The 17,267-nt window shown below is 62.3% G+C and carries 14 protein-coding genes and 1 riboswitch; of the genes, 6 read left to right on the top strand and 8 right to left on the bottom strand.

Annotated elements, in window-relative coordinates:
• Window positions 1–124: 124 nt before the first annotated feature.
• The 3 genes from blaOXA to ACWTU7_RS27200 all read left to right on the top strand — a co-directional run bounded on the left by blaOXA (window position 125) and on the right by ACWTU7_RS27200 (window position 4,099).
• A complete protein-coding gene (gene blaOXA / locus ACWTU7_RS27190) occupies window positions 125–952 on the top strand; it encodes a class D beta-lactamase (RefSeq protein ID WP_455840965.1) in 828 nt (275 codons plus the stop codon).
• Window positions 953–1,065: 113 nt separating this feature from the next.
• Window positions 1,066–3,042 (top strand): threonine--tRNA ligase, encoded by a 1,977-nt coding sequence (thrS, locus tag ACWTU7_RS27195; protein WP_455840964.1) that lies wholly within the window; start codon window positions 1,066–1,068, stop codon window positions 3,040–3,042.
• 118 nt (window positions 3,043–3,160) lie between these two features.
• Window positions 3,161–4,099, top strand: coding sequence for a lysophospholipid acyltransferase family protein (locus ACWTU7_RS27200; protein ID WP_455840963.1), 939 nt, complete (start codon window positions 3,161–3,163; stop codon window positions 4,097–4,099).
• Between the two features lie 52 nt (window positions 4,100–4,151).
• Here the strand turns inward: ACWTU7_RS27200 and ACWTU7_RS27205 are convergent, their stop codons facing one another.
• A complete protein-coding gene (locus ACWTU7_RS27205) occupies window positions 4,152–5,117 on the bottom strand; it encodes a hypothetical protein (protein ID WP_455840962.1) in 966 nt (321 codons plus the stop codon).
• A 157-nt stretch (window positions 5,118–5,274) separates the two neighbouring features.
• Here ACWTU7_RS27205 and ACWTU7_RS27210 point away from each other — a divergent pair, with 157 nt between their 5' ends.
• Window positions 5,275–5,859 (top strand): nitroreductase family protein, encoded by a 585-nt coding sequence (locus ACWTU7_RS27210; RefSeq protein WP_455840961.1) that lies wholly within the window; start codon window positions 5,275–5,277, stop codon window positions 5,857–5,859.
• Window positions 5,860–6,468, top strand: coding sequence for a flavin reductase family protein (locus tag ACWTU7_RS27215; RefSeq protein WP_455840960.1), 609 nt, complete (start codon window positions 5,860–5,862; stop codon window positions 6,466–6,468). It abuts the gene before it with no gap.
• A gap of 30 nt (window positions 6,469–6,498) precedes the next feature.
• On the opposite strand, the gene ACWTU7_RS27220 is transcribed toward ACWTU7_RS27215, so the two are convergent.
• A complete protein-coding gene (locus tag ACWTU7_RS27220) occupies window positions 6,499–7,380 on the bottom strand; it encodes an HpcH/HpaI aldolase/citrate lyase family protein (protein WP_455840959.1) in 882 nt (293 codons plus the stop codon).
• Window positions 7,381–7,383: 3 nt separating this feature from the next.
• Window positions 7,384–7,863 (bottom strand): MaoC family dehydratase, encoded by a 480-nt coding sequence (locus ACWTU7_RS27225; RefSeq protein ID WP_455840958.1) that lies wholly within the window; start codon window positions 7,861–7,863, stop codon window positions 7,384–7,386.
• Between the two features lie 213 nt (window positions 7,864–8,076).
• On the opposite strand from ACWTU7_RS27225, the gene ACWTU7_RS27230 reads away from it, so the two are divergent.
• The gene (locus ACWTU7_RS27230) at window positions 8,077–9,198 is read left to right on the top strand and encodes a DUF2336 domain-containing protein (protein ID WP_455840957.1); all 1,122 of its coding nucleotides are present in this window, start codon (window positions 8,077–8,079) and stop codon (window positions 9,196–9,198) included.
• Between the two features lie 88 nt (window positions 9,199–9,286).
• Here ACWTU7_RS27230 and ACWTU7_RS27235 read toward each other — a convergent pair whose 3' ends face one another.
• The 5 genes from ACWTU7_RS27235 to gcvT all read right to left on the bottom strand — a co-directional run bounded on the left by ACWTU7_RS27235 (window position 9,287) and on the right by gcvT (window position 16,929).
• Window positions 9,287–9,961, bottom strand: a complete 675-nt coding sequence (locus tag ACWTU7_RS27235) for an outer membrane protein (RefSeq protein WP_127212158.1) — start codon at window positions 9,959–9,961, stop codon at window positions 9,287–9,289.
• 362 nt (window positions 9,962–10,323) lie between these two features.
• Window positions 10,324–12,375, bottom strand: coding sequence for a DNA topoisomerase IV subunit B (gene parE, locus ACWTU7_RS27240; RefSeq protein WP_455840956.1), 2,052 nt, complete (start codon window positions 12,373–12,375; stop codon window positions 10,324–10,326).
• Window positions 12,376–12,609: 234 nt separating this feature from the next.
• Window positions 12,610–15,420, bottom strand: a complete 2,811-nt coding sequence (gcvP, locus tag ACWTU7_RS27245; RefSeq protein ID WP_455840955.1) for an aminomethyl-transferring glycine dehydrogenase — start codon at window positions 15,418–15,420, stop codon at window positions 12,610–12,612.
• Window positions 15,421–15,436: 16 nt separating this feature from the next.
• The gene (gcvH, locus tag ACWTU7_RS27250; protein WP_455840954.1) at window positions 15,437–15,805 is read right to left on the bottom strand and encodes a glycine cleavage system protein GcvH; all 369 of its coding nucleotides are present in this window, start codon (window positions 15,803–15,805) and stop codon (window positions 15,437–15,439) included.
• Between the two features lie 5 nt (window positions 15,806–15,810).
• Window positions 15,811–16,929: a glycine cleavage system aminomethyltransferase GcvT gene (gene gcvT / locus ACWTU7_RS27255; RefSeq protein ID WP_455840953.1), complete on the bottom strand. Its 1,119-nt coding sequence runs from the start codon at window positions 16,927–16,929 to the stop codon at window positions 15,811–15,813.
• Window positions 16,930–17,077: 148 nt separating this feature from the next.
• Window positions 17,078–17,164: riboswitch (glycine riboswitch) on the bottom strand.
• Window positions 17,165–17,267 lie beyond the last annotated feature (103 nt).

A 17,267-nucleotide genomic window follows, 5' to 3' on the forward strand; every position in this document is an offset into this window, starting at 1 on the left:
GGCTCGGTAATCGGGCAGATCTTTACGACTTGCTAACCTTAACCCCACGTTGCGTATTTAAGACAAAATCGAGACAAGACGCCTCGCTAAGCCGCTCCTGACATGCCTCAGGAGAGATTGCCAAATGCGCCAGATTGACCGCCGTCCATTCGTTTTCGCATTGGTTCTCTACCTTCTGGCTTGGCTGTTGGGTTTTCCGATCCGTGCTCAATCCGCGCCGCTGAAGGACGTTGAATGCACGCTGATCCTGGATGCTGCAAGCGGCGAAACTCTGTATCGGCAAGGGGTTTGTGACCAGCGCTTCAGTCCCGCCTCGACATTCAAGGTCCCATTGTCGCTGATCGGCTACGACGCGGGGATCCTGATCGACGAGCACACGCCGGCATGGGATTACAAGCCGGAGTTCAATGCGGTGAAGCGGGACCAGAAAACCGTCGACGCGACGATCTGGGAAAAGGACTCGGTGCTGTGGTTTTCGCAGGAAATCACCCGCCGGCTCGGCAGCGAGCGGTTCGCCGGCTACGTGTCGAAATTCGACTACGGCAACACCGATGTATCCGGCATTGCCGGCAAGAATGATGGCCTCACCCGGTCCTGGGTGAATTCTTCTCTCAGGATATCGCCGGTCGAACAGGTGAATTTCCTGCGCCGCTTGCTTGCCCGCAAACTGCCGGTTTCGGACAAGGCCTATGCGATGACCGAGGCGATCTTGCCGACCTTCCAGGCAGGTGGCTGGACGGTGCAGGGCAAGACCGGGACTACGGGGCTTCGCAACGACGCCGACAAGGTCAACCGCTCGCTTGGCTGGTTTGTCGGCTGGGCGCAAAGTGATGGCCGCAAGATCGTCTTTGCCCGCCTGGTGGTCGACACGAAACGATCGGACACGCCCAAGGGCCTCAGGACGCGGGCGATGTTCATGAAAGAGCTGCCGAATCTCGTCAAACAAAACTAAGTGATCGGCCATTCGCCTTTACGGCACGGGAATCTGCCCATAAAAGACTGCCGCCGGACGCATCCGGCATTTCACCACCCGCGCTCGTTTGCGGGACTGGATAGGAGAACTTCATGCTGAATTCCGTTTCCCTGACATTTCCCGATGGCTCAGTCCGCGACTACGAGGCGGCGATGACCGGCGCCGGCCTGGCGGAATCGATCTCGAAGTCGCTGGCCAAGAAAGCCGTCGCCTACAGCATCGACGGCGTGGTGCGCGATCTTTCCGACCCGCTCGGCAAGTCCGGCAAGGTCGAGATCATCACCCGCGAAGACCCGCGCGCGCTGGAGCTCATCCGTCACGACGCAGCGCACGTGCTGGCCGAAGCCGTGCAGGAATTGTGGCCGGGTACGCAGGTGACCATCGGCCCGGTGATCGAGAACGGGTTCTACTATGATTTTGCCCGCAACGAGCCGTTCACGCCCGACGATTTTCCGGTGATCGAGAAGAAGATGCGCGAGATCATCGCGCGCAACAAGCCATTCACCAAAGAGGTGTGGTCGCGCGAGAAGGCGAAAAAAATCTTCGCCGACAAGGGCGAGCGCTACAAGGTGGAACTGATTGACGCCATTCCCGACGATCAGGACCTCAAGATCTATGCGCAGGGCGACTGGTTCGACCTCTGCCGCGGCCCGCACATGGCCTCGACCGGCCAGATCGGAAGCGCCTTCAAGCTGATGAAGGTGGCCGGCGCCTATTGGCGCGGCGACAGCAACAACCCGATGCTGACCCGCATCTACGGCACGGCCTGGGCCGACCAGGCGCAGCTCGATGCCTACCAGATGATGCTGGAGGAAGCCGAAAAGCGCGATCACCGGAAGCTCGGCCGCGAGATGGACCTGTTCCATTTCCAGGAAGAGGGGCCGGGCGTCGTCTTCTGGCACGCCAAGGGCTGGAGAATGTTCCAGAACCTGGTTAACTACATGCGCCGTCGCCTCGACGACCTCGGTTATCAGGAAGTCAACGCTCCGCAAGTGCTCGACAACTCGCTGTGGGAGACTTCAGGCCACTGGGGCTGGTACAGGGACAATATGTTCAAGGTGACGGTTGCCGGCGACGACACTGATGACGACCGCGTCTTCGCGCTGAAGCCGATGAACTGTCCCGGCCACGTCCAAATCTTCAAGCATGGATTGAAGTCATACCGAGATCTGCCTGTAAGATTGGCTGAATTCGGCGCCGTTCATCGCTATGAGCCGTCCGGCGCGCTGCATGGGCTGATGCGCGTGCGCGGCTTTACTCAGGACGATGCCCACATCTTCTGCACCGAGGAACAGCTCGCCGACGAGTGCATCAAGATCAACGACCTGATCCTGTCGACCTACGCAGACTTCGGCTTCGACGAAATCACCGTCAAGCTGGCGACCCGCCCCGAAAAACGCGTCGGCACCGACGCGATGTGGGATCATGCCGAGGGTGTGCTGCAGGACGTGCTCGACAAGATCGCGGCACGGTCGGGCAACCGGATCAAGACGGGCGTCAATCCGGGCGAGGGCACGTTCTACGGGCCGAAGTTCGAATATGTGCTGCGCGACGCCATCGGCCGCGACTGGCAATGCGGCACCACGCAGGTCGACTTCAACTTGCCGGAACGTTTTGGCGCCTTCTACATCGGCTCCGATTCGGAAAAGAAGCAGCCGGTGATGGTGCATCGCGCCATTTGCGGTTCGATGGAGCGCTTCCTCGGCATTCTGATCGAGAATTATTCGGGCCATTTCCCGCTGTGGTTCGCACCGCTGCAGGTGGTGGTGGCGACGATCACCTCCGATGCCGACGATTACGCGCAAAAGGTCGTCGCGCAGCTGAAGGCGGCCGGACTGTTGGCGGAGGCCGATCTTCGCAACGAGAAGATCAACTACAAGGTCCGCGAGCACTCGCTGGCCAAGGTTCCAGTCATCCTCGTCTGCGGCAAGCGCGAGGCGGAGGAAGAGACGGTCAACATTCGCCGGCTCGGCTCGCGCGACCAGGAGTCACTTGGCCTTGGCCAGGCGGTGGCAATGCTTACCGAAGAGGCGGTGACGCCCGACCGCAAGCGCAAACGAGCCGCCTGAGTTCAGTCAGATCATCGGCAAATGGCGGTGCAGCGATCCACCGCCATTTTCACATGCCGCTATTTCACATGCCCGCTATTTTCATATGCTTGTCACGCCAGCCTTGTAACGAGCCTTCATGCTCAAGCTGAAGATTCACGAAAGACCGTTTCCCGAGCTTTCTTACGCCGGTCCGGATCAGCCGGCTTTGACGCGCTGGTTCATCCATTCCATCGAAGGCCTGTCTGGCCGCGATCGCTTCGCGGCCCTCTATGACTCTTGGCGCCGCCATGTGGTGCCGGCCGGCGAACGTGTGTTCAGCCGCATGCTGGAGCTGATCGATGTCCAGGTGCGGACCACCGGCCAATGGCCGCCGGCAAAATTGCCTGATACGCCGCTGGTGATCGTCGCCAATCATCCGTTCGGCATCGGCGACGGCATGGCGGTGCTCTCGCTGGCCGAGCAGCTTCAGCGCCCGTTCCGTGTCATGATCCACAAGGATCTGCTCAAGATCCGCGAGATGGAGCCCTATTCGCTGCCGATCGACTTTTCCGAGGCCAAGGACGCGCTGAAGAACAACATGGCGGTACGCCATGAAGCGGTGCGGTTGCTGAAAGAGGGCGTCATCATCGTCGTCTTCCCCGCAGGCGGCGTCGCCACTGCGCCGAAAGGTTTTGGCCGGGCGCGCGATCTGCCGTGGAAGATGTTTCCGGCCCGTCTCGTCCAGGATGCCAAGGCATCGGTTGTCCCAATGCACTTTTCCGGCCAGAACGGGCGGCTGTTCCACCTGGTCAGCGGACCAATGAACATGGCCGAGCGCGACGGGCGTGTGGCGAAGTTAGTCGGGAGGGCTTCGCTGACGCTGCGCATTTCCCTACTCATCCACGAATTCGCGCGGCTGTCGGGCAAATCGATCGACGTGTGCATCGGTGACGTGTTGGGACGGGATGAACTGGAGCCGCTGCGCGACCGCAAGGCTTTGCTCGACCGCCTCCATCGTGGCGTTTTCGATCTGGCGCCGGCCGAACCGCGCGGCCGCGGCCAGTTCCTGCCGCGACGCATACGCAAGTTAGCCTGATCGGCAAATCATAGGCTGCTGGACCCGAATCTACACGGCAGTGTCCGGACGGTTAGTCCGCGCCTTCCTCGGGATCCATCGCCGAGGCCTCCGTGGCCAGAACCTCGATTTCCTTGTTCTGCCCGGCCACGACGGTAAAATCCTTCTGATAGATGCGGTCGCGGTTCTTGGCGATGATGGTGTAGTCGCCTTCGGCAAGCACCATCGAAGCAAAGGCGCCTACGGTTTCCTTAATGGGATCGCCGGATTCGTTGAGCAACGACCAGGAGGTGTCGGCGATCGCCTCTCCACCCGGCTCGCGTACCAGCTTCATGGTCATCTCCGCCGCACGGTGCTCGACGGCCGCTTCGGTCAGCTTGCCGGCTTCGACGCGGATGTCGGAACGGATGACCGCATTCACCGAGCCATAGGTCGAGACGACGTGGTAGACGCCCGCGTTCAGCCGCACGACGCTGTTCGGCTCGACATCGGGTATGATCAGGGCGCGATCGTGATTGGCCTCGGCTTGGCCTTCATAGATCGAAAACCGCAGTTTCTTCGGCGGTATGCGCACCCCGCCCGACAGTACGGCATCGAGCTTGAGCCCGCCGGCATCGAGCACGAGGCTTTCGCGCTTGGCGTCGTTGCCGACGGTGATGCGCTTGGTGGCGCCGGCCCGGCCGTAGGAGGCATGGACCAGATAGCTGCCGGGCTCGAGCTGGAACACCGCGCTGCCGCCATGGGCGGAAGCGACCATCGGCAGCTTGCCGTCGCCGGTGGGTTCAGGCTTGAAGACGCGCCAGACGATGCCGCGCGTGATGTCGGCACCCTTGTCGGTCAATTGCGCCGACAGCGTGATTGCCCCACTGCTCCCCGACGCCAGTGGTATCTCGCTTTTCGGAGGCGCATAGCTCGAAATTCCGGGAAGTTTCAGATCACCGAGGCCGTCCGCATCCTGCGCGACCGCAAGCGAAACCGGCACCATGAACAGTGCGGCAGCGAGCCAGATCAGGAAAAGACGCATTGTCCCCTCAAACATGCCTTGCGTTGAAGCCTAAGGCGGTGGCAATTTCAAGGCTTAAGAGTCCGATCGGCTTCTGCTAGAGGGCTCTTTGTCCGGCGCGCCGCGCCAATGCCCGAGCCGCCCGATGTCCCGATGGTGCGCTTCAGCTCAAATTCCAAGGAGACTTGCGCCCATGGCGTCGCCGATCATCGACTTTCTGCTGACCCGAAATTCCGTGCCGATCCCGGAGTTGAAGGAACCGGCTCCCAACGACGCTGACATCGCGACGATGATTGCCGCCGCCTCGCGGGTGCCAGACCACGGCCGGCTCGAGCCCTGGCGTTTCATCCTCTACCGGGGTGAGGCACGCGTCGAGATCGGCAAGAAGCTGGCGGCACTTGCCGAACAGCGCGAAGGGCCGCTGCCAGAAGGCCGCCACAACCAGGAACTGGCGCGCTTTTCACGCGCGCCCCTGGTGATCGGCGTGGTGTCGAGCCCGAAGGAAAATCCAAAAATCCCACAATGGGAGATGTTCCTGTCGGGCGGCATGGCGGCGATGAACCTGATGATATCAGCCAATGCGCTGGGCTATGGCACCAACATGATCAGCAACTGGTATTCCGATGTGCCGGAGGGCAGGGCGATCCTGGGGCTGGCGCCGCATGAGCGCGTCGTCGGCTTTATCCATATCGGTTCCTATCAGGGGCCGGCGCCGGAGCGGCCCCGGCCTGATCCGGCAAAGCTCTATGCCGACTATGCAGGGCCGTGGGTGGGCTGAATGTTCTACGAGCCGGCAAAGGGGCATGGGCTGCCGCATGACCCGTCCAAGGCGATCGTGGCGCCACGGCCGATCGGCTGGATCTCGACGGTGAACAAGGCCGGCGAGATCAACCTCGCTCCCTATTCCTTCTTCAATGCTTTTTCGACGCGGCCCTTCGTCGTCTGGTTTTCGTCCGAAGGCGAGAAGGACAGCGCTACCTTCGCCGAAGAGACGGGCGAGTTCGTCGCCAACCTCGTCAGCCGCGATCTTGCTGAAAAAATGGTCCGCACGGCGGTCGATGCGCCGCGCGGCGTGACCGAATTCGACTATGCCGATCTCACAATGGCGCCGTCGCGTCTGGTTGCGCCGCCCCGCGTCGCGGCAGCGCCCGCGGCGCTTGAATGCCGGGTGACGGAGATCTTGCGGCCAAAGGCGCTGGACGGGACGCTGACCAGCGCCATCGTCGTTGCCGGCGAAGTCGTCGGCGTGCATATCGACGATGCATTCCTGAAAGACGGCATCTTCGATATCGTCAGGGCGGGCAATGTCGGCCGTCTCGGCTACATGGATTATGCCAGCGTCAGCGAGATCTTTTCGATGCGCCGGCCTCGGTGGGGAAAGGATTAGGGCTGGAGAAAGATTAGGGCTGGCAAAAGATCAGGTGGAAATCCCTGCCGCCCTGGCTCGCGCCACAAGCCGCTCTGCCAGCCGCAGATGCGGCCGGTCGTACATTTTGCCATCGATGCCGACGACGCCGGGATTTCCAGCCGCCTCGAATGCCTGAACGATCGCCAGGGAGTGTTTCACCGCCTCGGTCGACGGCGTAAAGGCAGCGTTGATGACCGGCACTTGCGCCGGATGGACTGCCATCTTGCCGGTGAACCCGTCGCGCTCTGCCTCGGCGCATTCCGCCTCGAAGCCGGCCATGTGGCGAAAGTGCGGAAAAACCGTGTCGATCGCCGCGACTTCCGCGGCAGCCGCGGCAAGGATGGTCATAGTGCGGGCGAAGCGGAACACATCGGTGTAGCGGCCATTCTCGTCGCGGGCCATGCGCGCACCGATTGCTGCCGAGAGGTCTTCCGCACCCCAGGTCAAGCCGACAAGCCGCGCGCTTGCGTTGGCGTAGGTCGCAGCCGCCAGCACGCCGGCAGCTGTTTCGGTGATGATCGGCAGGATTTTTATCTCACCATCCGGCAGCCCGCTTTCGGCCTCGTGCACCCTGAGCTTTGCCGAGAGATGCTGGACATCCTGTCCGCCATTCGACTTCGGCAGCATGATCCCGTGGGGTTTCACCGGCACGAGCGCCGCCAGATCGTCATCGGTCAGGCCGGTCGAGAGATCGTTGATGCGGACATAGATCGCGGATCTGGTTTGATGCCTGTGCTCGGGGATGAAGCGTGCGGCGATATCGCGTGCCAAGGCCTTGTTTTGTGGCGCGACCGAATCCTCGAGATCGACGATGACCACGTCGGCGCCGGCGCCAAACGCCTTTTCCAGCTTCTTTTCGGAATCGCCTGGAACGAACAGCAGCGAGCGCATCGGTCAGGCCGCCTTCTTCTTCATCATCATCGCCTGCCTTGTGCATTTGGCGACGAGCACGTCGTTCTGATTGTAGGCGCGGTGCTCGAATTCGACGATACCGCGGTCCGGCTTCGACCTGGAGTCGCGCACCGACACCACCGTCGTCTCGACGCGGATGGTGTCGCCGTGGAAGACCGGATGCGGAAACACCGTCTCCTTCATGCCGAGATTGGCGATGGTGGTGCCGACGGTGATGTCGTTCACCGAAATGCCGATCATCAGGCCCAGCGTGAACAGCGAATTGACCAGCGGCTTGCCCCATTCGCTCTTGGCGGCGAAGTCGAAATCGATGTGCAGCGGTTGCGGGTTCAGCGTCATTACCGAAAACAGCATGTTGTCGCTTTCGGTGACGGTTTTCCGCAGCGTGTGCCGGAAGACATGGCCGACGACGAACTCTTCCAGATAAAGCCCGGCCATGCTCGATCTCCTCCGCTGCCGCATCGGCCTGAAAATCGGAACGGATGTTCGGAAAGCACGATGCGAAGATTCAAAGTGTTAGAGCGTACTTCTGTGCGCCCCTCTAAGGGATTGATAGGCGCTGCATACCGCGCTCGCAAGCCAGTTAACAAACATGGTGAACCGTTCGTAAACCATTTCTGCCTACGGTCTTCACTGGGGCGGGAACGGACTCGGGTTAGGGGCGTAGCGGACGGCATGGTTGTTTCGCATTTCCTGAAATGGATCTACACGGCCAAGGTTTCGGAGCGCGCTGCTGCGGCACGCGCTCTGGCTCGCGCCTACATCAATGCCGATTTGCATTTCGAGGACCGCTGCGCGGCGGAGGCCGCGCTGACGCTGCTGCTCGACGATGCTTCGTCGAAAGTGCGGCTGGCGATTGCAGAGGCGCTGTCGATGAGCCATCACGCGCCGCTGCAGATCATCAGCGCGCTGGCGTCCGATCAACCGGAAGTCGCAAGCCTGGTGCTGGCACGTTCGCCGCTGCTGACCGATGCTGATCTGATCGACTGCGTTGCCGGCGGCCAGAACGCGACGCAGAAACTGATCGCCGATCGTGCGCGCGTCTCCATGGCGGTTGCCGCGGCGATCGCCGAAATCGGCGAGCCGGAAGCCTGCGCCACGCTTCTCGCCAACAGCGGCGCCGACATAGCTTCGCTCAGCTTTCGCCGTATCGCCGAACGCCATGGCCATCTGCCTTCGGTGCGCGAAGCGCTGATATCAGACGCGCGTCTGCCCGCCGACTGCCGGCATATGCTGCTGATAAAACTTGGTGAAACGCTCAAAGGTTCGCCGCTGGTGCTGGCGTTGATGGGCCGTGCCAGAGCCGAGCGCGTCATGCGCGACGCCTGCGTCAAGGCTTCCGTGACGCTGATCGAAGGCACGCGCCAGGAGGAACATGCGGCGCTCATCGAGCATCTGCGCCTGCGCGGCGACCTGACCGCAAGTTTCATCATTCGCACCATCGCGCATGGCAAGGTCGATTTCTTCGGCTCGGCGCTGGTCGCGCTCAGCCAGCAATCCGAACAACGGGTAAGAGCGCTGCTGGCCGGCGGGCACGATGTGGCGCTGCAGGCGCTGTTCCGCAGCGCCGGCCTTGCCACGGCTACGCATGGGATCATCCTGCGCGCGCTGAAGATCTGGCGCGAGGTCGCCAATGGCAAGCGCCTGGCCGGCGTCCAGGAAGTCAGCTGGCTGATGCTGAAGGAACTGGGCGGGCAGTCCGCCGAAGGCGATCTCGCCGGATTGGTCAAATCGATCCATCTCGATGCGCTGCGCGAAAACGCGCGCGGCCATGCGCTGGCGATCGCGGCGGCCTGACACTCAAACGGACTGTCTGTGGTTTGCGCAACACCAGAAGCTCGGGCGTTTTACAACACCCGAGCGAGAAATCAGGACAGGCCGATAGTCAGAATCGGTAATTGACGCCGAACTTCACGGTTGAGAACTTTGCCGTGGCGCTGAAGTCCGAGCCGTCGCTGTCGTATCGCCAATCTCCGAGATCAGTGTAGAGATATTCGACCTTGGCGGTCCATTGCTGCGTGATGCCGTACTCAATACCTGCGCCCACCGTCCAGCCGATCTGAGTCTCCTCGCCGTCCTGCAACGTGGGAGCATTTTGGATGCGTGCATCCACGCCTCCGATCGCCACACCACCAGTTACGTATGGCAGGATATTGTCGAAAGCATAGCCCGCCCTGCCGCGAATTGTGGCAAGCCAGTTGACTTCAGTCTCGCACGGGCCCGACCCGCAATTGAAGGTGTTGAACAAAGCTGGCCCATGGGAACCGTCTATGCCCGACCAGGCAATGTCTGCCTCGACGCCAAGAACGTAATGGTCCACCTGGTAGTTGTAGCCCACGGCGACGCCGCCGATGACCCCGTCGATGTCCAGATTTCCCGTCTCACCGGGCGGATTGAGATGTTCGGTGTCACCAAAACCGTAGCCGATAAATCCGCCCAAATAGGCGCCGCTCCAGTTGTAGGCCGACTCAACGGGTAGTGTATCAATCACAGCGTCGGCCGAGATTGCAACCTCGGATGAGCCAATAACGAGAATGGATGCGAGAAGAATCTTGCGCATAATTTGCCCCCTAATGATAGTAAACTACTACCTTAGACTGCTGGCTTTGGTCCATATGCGCGGTCTCTCTTCGAGTCGGTTGGACAACGGTTCCTCTTTGTTGTTGCAAATAGGACACAAAATTGCAGAAGTCGCCGGATTTCAAAGCAGCAGACTCAACTATTTCGGCTCTTTCAGCGCTGCTTGACATGCAAAGCGGCACCGGCTTGCTTCAATCGCGTTTCTAGTGCTTGGCACATTGATGGGATTACCCTTCCTTCGCGAAGAAATCCGGGAAATCCTTGATCGCGGCGGGGATGATGCGCAGCGAGGCCGCGATCTGCAGCAACGATCGCCGTTTGCGGTCGCCGAGCAGAAGACGCTCAGATATCCAGCACTTCGGTCTCGGCGAATTCCGCACGTTCCTGGATGAAGCGGAAGCGGGCTTCCGGCTTGGTGCCCATCAGCGCGTCGACCGCATCCTTGGTCGCCGCCTCGGCCTCGATAACATCGACCCTGAGCAGCGTGCGCTTTCTCGGGTCCATGGTGGTTTCCTTCAGCTGGGCGGCCATCATTTCGCCCAACCCCTTGAAGCGGCCGATTTCGACCTTGCCGCGCCCGGTGAACTCGGTGCGCAGAAGTTCGTCCTTGTGCGCATCGTCGCGGGCATAGCCGACCTTGCCGCCTTGCCGGATCGAGTAGAGCGGTGGCACCGCCAGATAGAGATGGCCGCCGCGGACCAGGCTCGGCATCTCCTGATAGAAGAAGGTGATCAGCAACGAAGCGATATGGGCGCCGTCGACGTCGGCATCTGTCATGATGATGACCCGGTCGTAGCGCAGATCCTGATCGCGGTACTTCGAGCGTGTGCCACAGCCAAGCGCCTGGATCAGGTCGGAAATCTGCTGGTTGCCGGCAAGTTTGTCGTTGCCGGCGCTGGCGACGTTGAGGATTTTGCCGCGCAGCGGCAGCACCGCCTGGCTGGCGCGGTCGCGCGCCTGTTTCGCCGAGCCGCCGGCCGAATCGCCCTCGACGATGAAGAGTTCTGCGCCGGCCGCGGCATTCTGCGTGCAGTCGGCGAGCTTGCCGGGCAGCCGCAGCTTGCGCACCGCGCTCTTGCGCGAGATTTCCTTTTCCTGGCGCCGGCGCACCCGCTCGTCGGCACGCGCGATCACCCATTCGAGCAGCTTCGAAGCTTCCTGGGGATTATCGGCCAGCCAGTGATCGAAGGGGTCGCGGATGGCGGTCTCGACGATCCTGATCGCTTCGATCGTGGCCAGCCTGTCCTTTGTCTGACCGACGAATTCCGGCTCGCGGATGAACACCGACAGCATGCCTGCCGCTGAGATCATGACGTCTTCCGACGTGACGATCGAAGCACGCTTGTTGCCGACCAGATCGGCATAGGCACGCAAGCCGCGCGTCAAGACATTGCGGAAGCCGGCCTCGTGCGTGCCGCCTTCGCCGGTCGGAATGGTGTTGCAATAGGAATTGAGGAACCCGTCGCCGCCGAACCAGGTCACCGCCCATTCGAGCGAACCGTGGCCGCCTTGCCTGTCGCTTTTGCCGGCAAAAATTTCGCGGGTGACCTGGAATTCGTCGCCGAGCGAGGCTTTCAGATAGTCCTTGAGGCCACCGGGAAAATGGAACTCGGCCTTAGCCGGCGTCGTGTCCTTCTCCTTGATCAGCGACGGATCGCAGGTCCAGCGGATCTCGACGCCGCCGAACAGATAGGCCTTCGAGCGCGTCATGCGGTAGAGCCGCGCCGGCTCGAATGCCGCACCCTTGCCGAAGATCTGCTCGTCGGGATGGAAGCGTATCCTGGTGCCGCGCCTGTTATGCACCTCGCCGAGTTGCTCCAGGCCGGTCACCGGAACGCCGCGCGAAAAACGCTGGCGATAGAGCTGGCGTCCGCGCGCGACCTCGACCTCGAGATGGTCCGACAGTGCGTTGACGACGGAGACGCCGACGCCGTGCAGGCCGCCCGAGGTTTCGTAGACCTTGCTATCGAACTTGCCGCCCGAATGCAGCGTCGTCATGATGACTTCGAGCGCCGGCTTCTTGAATTTCGGATGCGGATCGACCGGAATGCCGCGGCCATTGTCGGTCACCGCCAGATATCCATCGGCCGAAAGCTCGACATCGATGAAGGTCGCGTGGCCGGCGACCGCCTCGTCCATTGAATTGTCGATGACCTCGGCGAACAAATGGTGCATAGCCTTGTCGTCGGTGCCGCCGATATACATTCCGGGCCGCCGCCGCACCGGCTCCAGCCCTTCCAGAACCTCGATGTCGGCGGCGCTGTAGCTCTCGCTGCCGTCGCGGGATGCCGGGCGCTTCGCCGCCTGCACCAGCGGGTCGGCCGGGCGAGCGGTGGCGCGAACCGGTTGCGACTGCTTGTCCATAGTGCCGAAAAGATCGTTGTTGTCGTCCATGCTGGTCCTGGATTGCGATGCTGCGAATCACCATCCGATACTGCCACGCTTTTTGCGGGCAGGCGACGGAGGTTCCTGTTACGTTCGAGGATAGGGCTCTTACTGCAAAACCATCCGGCAACCAAGCGGCCGAAATGGGTCGAAACTCCGGCCTTCAGGGGTTTGCCGCATCAGCCACCCTCATTGCGTGTGCGCGGGAAATGAGGGGGCAGTCTGCGTCGCAATCGGCTGGTTCTATTCCGCCGCCCCCAGATATTCCGACAGCGGCGGGCAGGAGCAGACGAGGTTGCGGTCGCCGGCGACATTGTCGATGCGCGACACCGGCGGCCAGTATTTGGCTGATATGTCGGCATCACCGGCGGGGTAGGCCGCCTCCAGGCGCGAATAGGGATGGGTCCACTGGCCGGCCAGCGCCTCGGCCGCGGTATGCGGCGCATTGACCAACGGATTGTCGGCCAATGGCCATTCGCCTTTCGCCACCTTGGCTGCCTCGCCTGATATCGCGATCATCGCCTCGCAGAAGCGATCGAGTTCGCTCTTGGGTTCGGACTCGGTCGGCTCGACCATTAGCGTGCCGGCCACCGGAAACGACATGGTCGGCGCATGGAAACCATAATCGATCAGCCGCTTGGCGATATCGTCGACGCTGATGCCGGAGCTCTCCTTCAGCACGCGGGTGTCGAGGATGCATTCATGGGCGATGCGATCGTGCCTGCCCTTGTAGAGGAGCGGGAAGTGCGGCGCGAGCCGCGTCGCCACGTAGTTGGCGGAAACGATCGCCGTCTCGGTCGCCTGCTTGAGGCCGGAAGCGCCCATCATGCGGATATACATCCAGGTGATCGGCAGGATCGAAGCGCTGCCGAACGGTGCGGCCGACACGGCATGGCCCGAGCCTTCGGTGACGTGGCCGGGCAGATAAGCTCTCAGATGCGCCTTGACGCCGATCGGGCCGACGCCGGGACCGCCGCCGCCATGCGGGATGCAGAAGGTCTTGTGCAGGTTCATGTGGCAGACATCGGCGCCGATGTCGCCGGGGCGAGCGAGGCCGACCAAGGCGTTGAGGTTGGCGCCGTCGAAATAGACCTGGGCGCCATGCTCGTGAATGAGGGCGCAGAGGTGGCGCGCGCCTTCCTCGTATACGCCATGCGTCGAAGGATAGGTGAACATAAGCGCGGCGAGATTCTTGGAATGCTCATTGGCTTTGGCACTCATATCGTCCATATCGATATTGCCATCCTCGGTGCAGCGCACGACGACGACGCTCATGCCGGCCATCGCCGCACTCGCCGGATTGGTGCCATGCGCGGATGACGGGATCAGGCAGACGGTGCGGTGGCCTTCGCCGCGCGAGCGGTGATAGCCGCGAATGGCGAGCAGCCCGGCATACTCGCCCTGGCTGCCGGCATTGGGCTGCAGGCTGACCGCATCGAAGCCAGTGATCTCCGACAGCCAGCCTTCCAGTTCGCCGACCATCGCGCGATAGCCTGCCGAATGCCCGGCCGGCGCGAATGGATGCAGATTGGCGACGCTTGGCCAGCTCACCGGCATCATCTCGGCGGCGGCGTTGAGCTTCATCGTGCAGGAGCCGAGCGGGATCATGGCGCGGTCGAGCGCCAGGTCCTTGTCGGCCAGCCGGCGCAAGAAGCGCATCATCTCCGTTTCCGAGTGGTTTTCGTGGAAGACCGGCTGGCTGAGAAACGCCTTACCACGTGGCTTGCCCGGAGTGGTGCTGGTGCCAGCAGCGCCTGCCTTGGCGCCGAACAGTGCTGCAATGGCGTCCAGATCGGCATCGGTCGAGGTCTCGTCGAAGCTGATGCCGATGTGGTCGGCGTCGATGACGCGCAGCAATCGGCCGGTCTTTTCAGCAGCGGCGGCGATCGCGCCGGCTCTGCCTTTCACTTCCACCGTCACCGTGTCGAAGCGGCTTGCGCCAAGCACCGAAATTCCTGGCGCGGTGAGACCGGTCGCCAGCCGGTTGGCCAATGAATGGATTCGGCCGGCAATCGCCTGCAGCCCGGCAGGGCCATGCCAGATCGCATAGGCCGTCGCCATGTTGGCGAGCAGCGCCTGCGCGGTGCAGATGTTGGAGGTCGCCTTGTCGCGGCGGATGTGCTGTTCGCGCGTCTGCAAGGCGAGACGATAGCCGGGGCGGCCCTTGCTGTCAGTGGACTGGCCGACAAGGCGGCCGGGCATCAACCGCGTCAGCCTGTCGGAAACAGCGCAATAGGCGGCGTGCGGCCCGCCAAAGCCCATCGGCACGCCAAAGCGCTGCATCGGGCCGACGGCGATGTCGGCGCCAAGCGTAGCCGGCGCGTCGGTCAGCGTCAGGCCGAGCGGATCGGCAACGAAAACGACCAGCGCGCCGGTGGCGCGGGCCTTCTCGATTGCCGCCTTGTGGTCGCCATAGACGCCAAACGTATCAGGCCAGGAGACCAGCAGAGCGGCGGTGTTGTCGTCGATCGTGTCGCCGTCGACCTCGATGCCGAGCGGCTCGGCGCGGGTGCGCACGACGTCGAGCGTCTGCGGGTGCGGCGTGCCGGCAAGCGCCACCTTGGTCCGCTTGTCGCGATGATGGCGCAATGCAATGCCGACCGCCTCGGCCACCGCCGTCGCCTCGTCGAGCAGCGAGGCCGACGCCACCGGCAGGCCGGTCAGCTCAGTGACCAAGGTCTGGAAATTGAACAGCATTTCGAGCCGGCCCTGGCTGATCTCGGCCTGGTAGGGAGTGTAAGCCGTATACCAGGCCGGGTTCTCGAACAGATTGCGCTGGATGACCGGCGGCACGTGGACGCCGTGGTAACCGGCACCGATAAAGCTCTTCAACACGGTATTTTTGGCCATCGTCGCCGAAAGCTCGGCCAGCGCCTCCGCTTCGCTCGCCGGGGCCGGCAAAGCCAGCGGCCGGTCGAGCCGGATCGATCTCGGCACAGCCTGGCTGATCAGCGTCTCGACTGAGGGAACGCCGATCGTCGCCAGCATGGCTCTGACGTCATTGAGGTCGTGGCCAATATGGCGGGCCGAGAAGGCGTAGGGTGCTGCGGTCATCTTCCTGGTCCTGCTATCAACCAATATGGGCTTTGTAGGCGGTCTCATCCAGGAGACCTTCGAGTTGGCTTTCATCGGCCAGCCTCATCTTCCACAACCAGCCGTCGCTGGTCGCCGCCGAATTGACCAAAGACGGGTCCGACGAGAGCGAGGTGTTGGCCTCGGTGATCTCGCCGTCGACCGGTGCATAGACGTCCGATGCCGCCTTGACGGATTCGACCACGACGGCCGTATCGCCCTTGGCCAGCTTTTTCCCAAGCTCCGGCAATTCGACGAAGACGAGATCGCCGAGTTGCTCCTGCGCGTAGTTGGTGATGCCGACGGTGGCGATACCGCCTTCGACGCGGAGCCATTCGTGATCTTCGGTGAAATAGGTTTTTGCCATGAAGTTCATCCTTTGCGGTAGCGATGGGGCGTGAAGGGCAGGGGACTGATATCGACCGGGATTTTGGTCCCGCGAACGTCGGCGAAGAGTTTTGCGCCAGGTTTGGCCAGCGCCGCCTGCACGTAACCCATGGCAACCGGATGGGCGGCCGAGGGGCCGAAGCCGCCGGAGGTGACGTGGCCGGCGGGATTGCCGTCGGTGTCGAAAAGGGCAGCGCCGGTGCGCACCGGCTGGCGGCCTTCCGGCTTCAGTCCGACGCGTTTCTGCGCCGGGCCGCGCTCCAGGATTGAACGCAATGCGTCGGCGCCGATGAAAGCGCCAGAGGCGCGAACCTCCTTTGGGATCGCCCACATCAGCACGGCGCTGGCCGGGTCGATCTCAGGCGTGATGTCCAGCCCGTGCAGGCACAGCCCTGCTTCGAGCCGCAGACTGTCCCGGGCGGCCAACCCAACCCACATCACGCGCTCGTCCTCAAGCAGCTTGGCGACGAGATTTCGCGCATCCGCTTCCGGCAGGCCGATCTCGAAACCGTCTTCACCGGTATAGCCCGACCGGCTCATGAACCAGTTTTCGCGGGGCTCAAAGCCGTGCATGAACAGCAGCGAGCCGGTCTCGATGCCGGCACGGGACAGGGCGGCCCAGGCTTCAGGCCCCTGGACCGCCAGGAAGACGCGGTCGAGTGCATCGATCTTGGCATCAAAATCCCCCTTTGCCTCAACATCCAGGGCAAGCCCACGAAGGTGCTTTTCGTCGGCTTCGGCATTACCGGCATTGGCGACGACCATGAAGCGTTGCTGGCCGAGCCTGGTGACGATCAGATCGTCGAGGATGCCGGCGGCTTCATTGAGAAAGAACGTGTATTTGGACTGGGAAACTTCAAGCGCGCCGGCGTCGAACGGGCAGGCACGATTGAGCAGTGCTTCAGCGCCCGAGCCACTGATCTCGAACAGCTTCATGTGCGAGATGTCGAACAGGCCGGCATGTTCGCGGGTATGAAGGTGCTCCTTCATCACGCCGGCCGGATAAGTCAGCGGCATCGACCAGCCGGCGAACGCGCCAAAGCGCGCACCGGCGGCCGCGTGCAGGTCTTCGAGGGGAAGGTGTTTGGTGTCGTCGCCCGTCATGTCGTCTCCAGAGTCGCACGCAATCGGCCGCGAGTGGCGACCAGTCCGTGCCCCTCTGTCTGAAGCCTGAGAGACTCGCGCCCCGTAACTCTGTCGGCAGCGCTTACACCTTCGGCGCGGGGGCAAGCCCCGACTTTCCAGAGTGTCTTTCCCGTCTACGGTTCTTTTGCCTGAGAGATTTCGGGCGATTTCCCCTTCGGCGGCAGCTCTCGCTGCTCTCTCCCGCAAACAGGTAGGACTCAATTTGAGCCCTCGACTCGCCATCCATAGCCTGCGGGCGACACCTTGTCACCTCCCAGCGACACCTTACCGACAAGTCTTCGCTAACGACGCGGTTT

The organism is Mesorhizobium sp. BHscii (genome assembly GCF_053848065.1).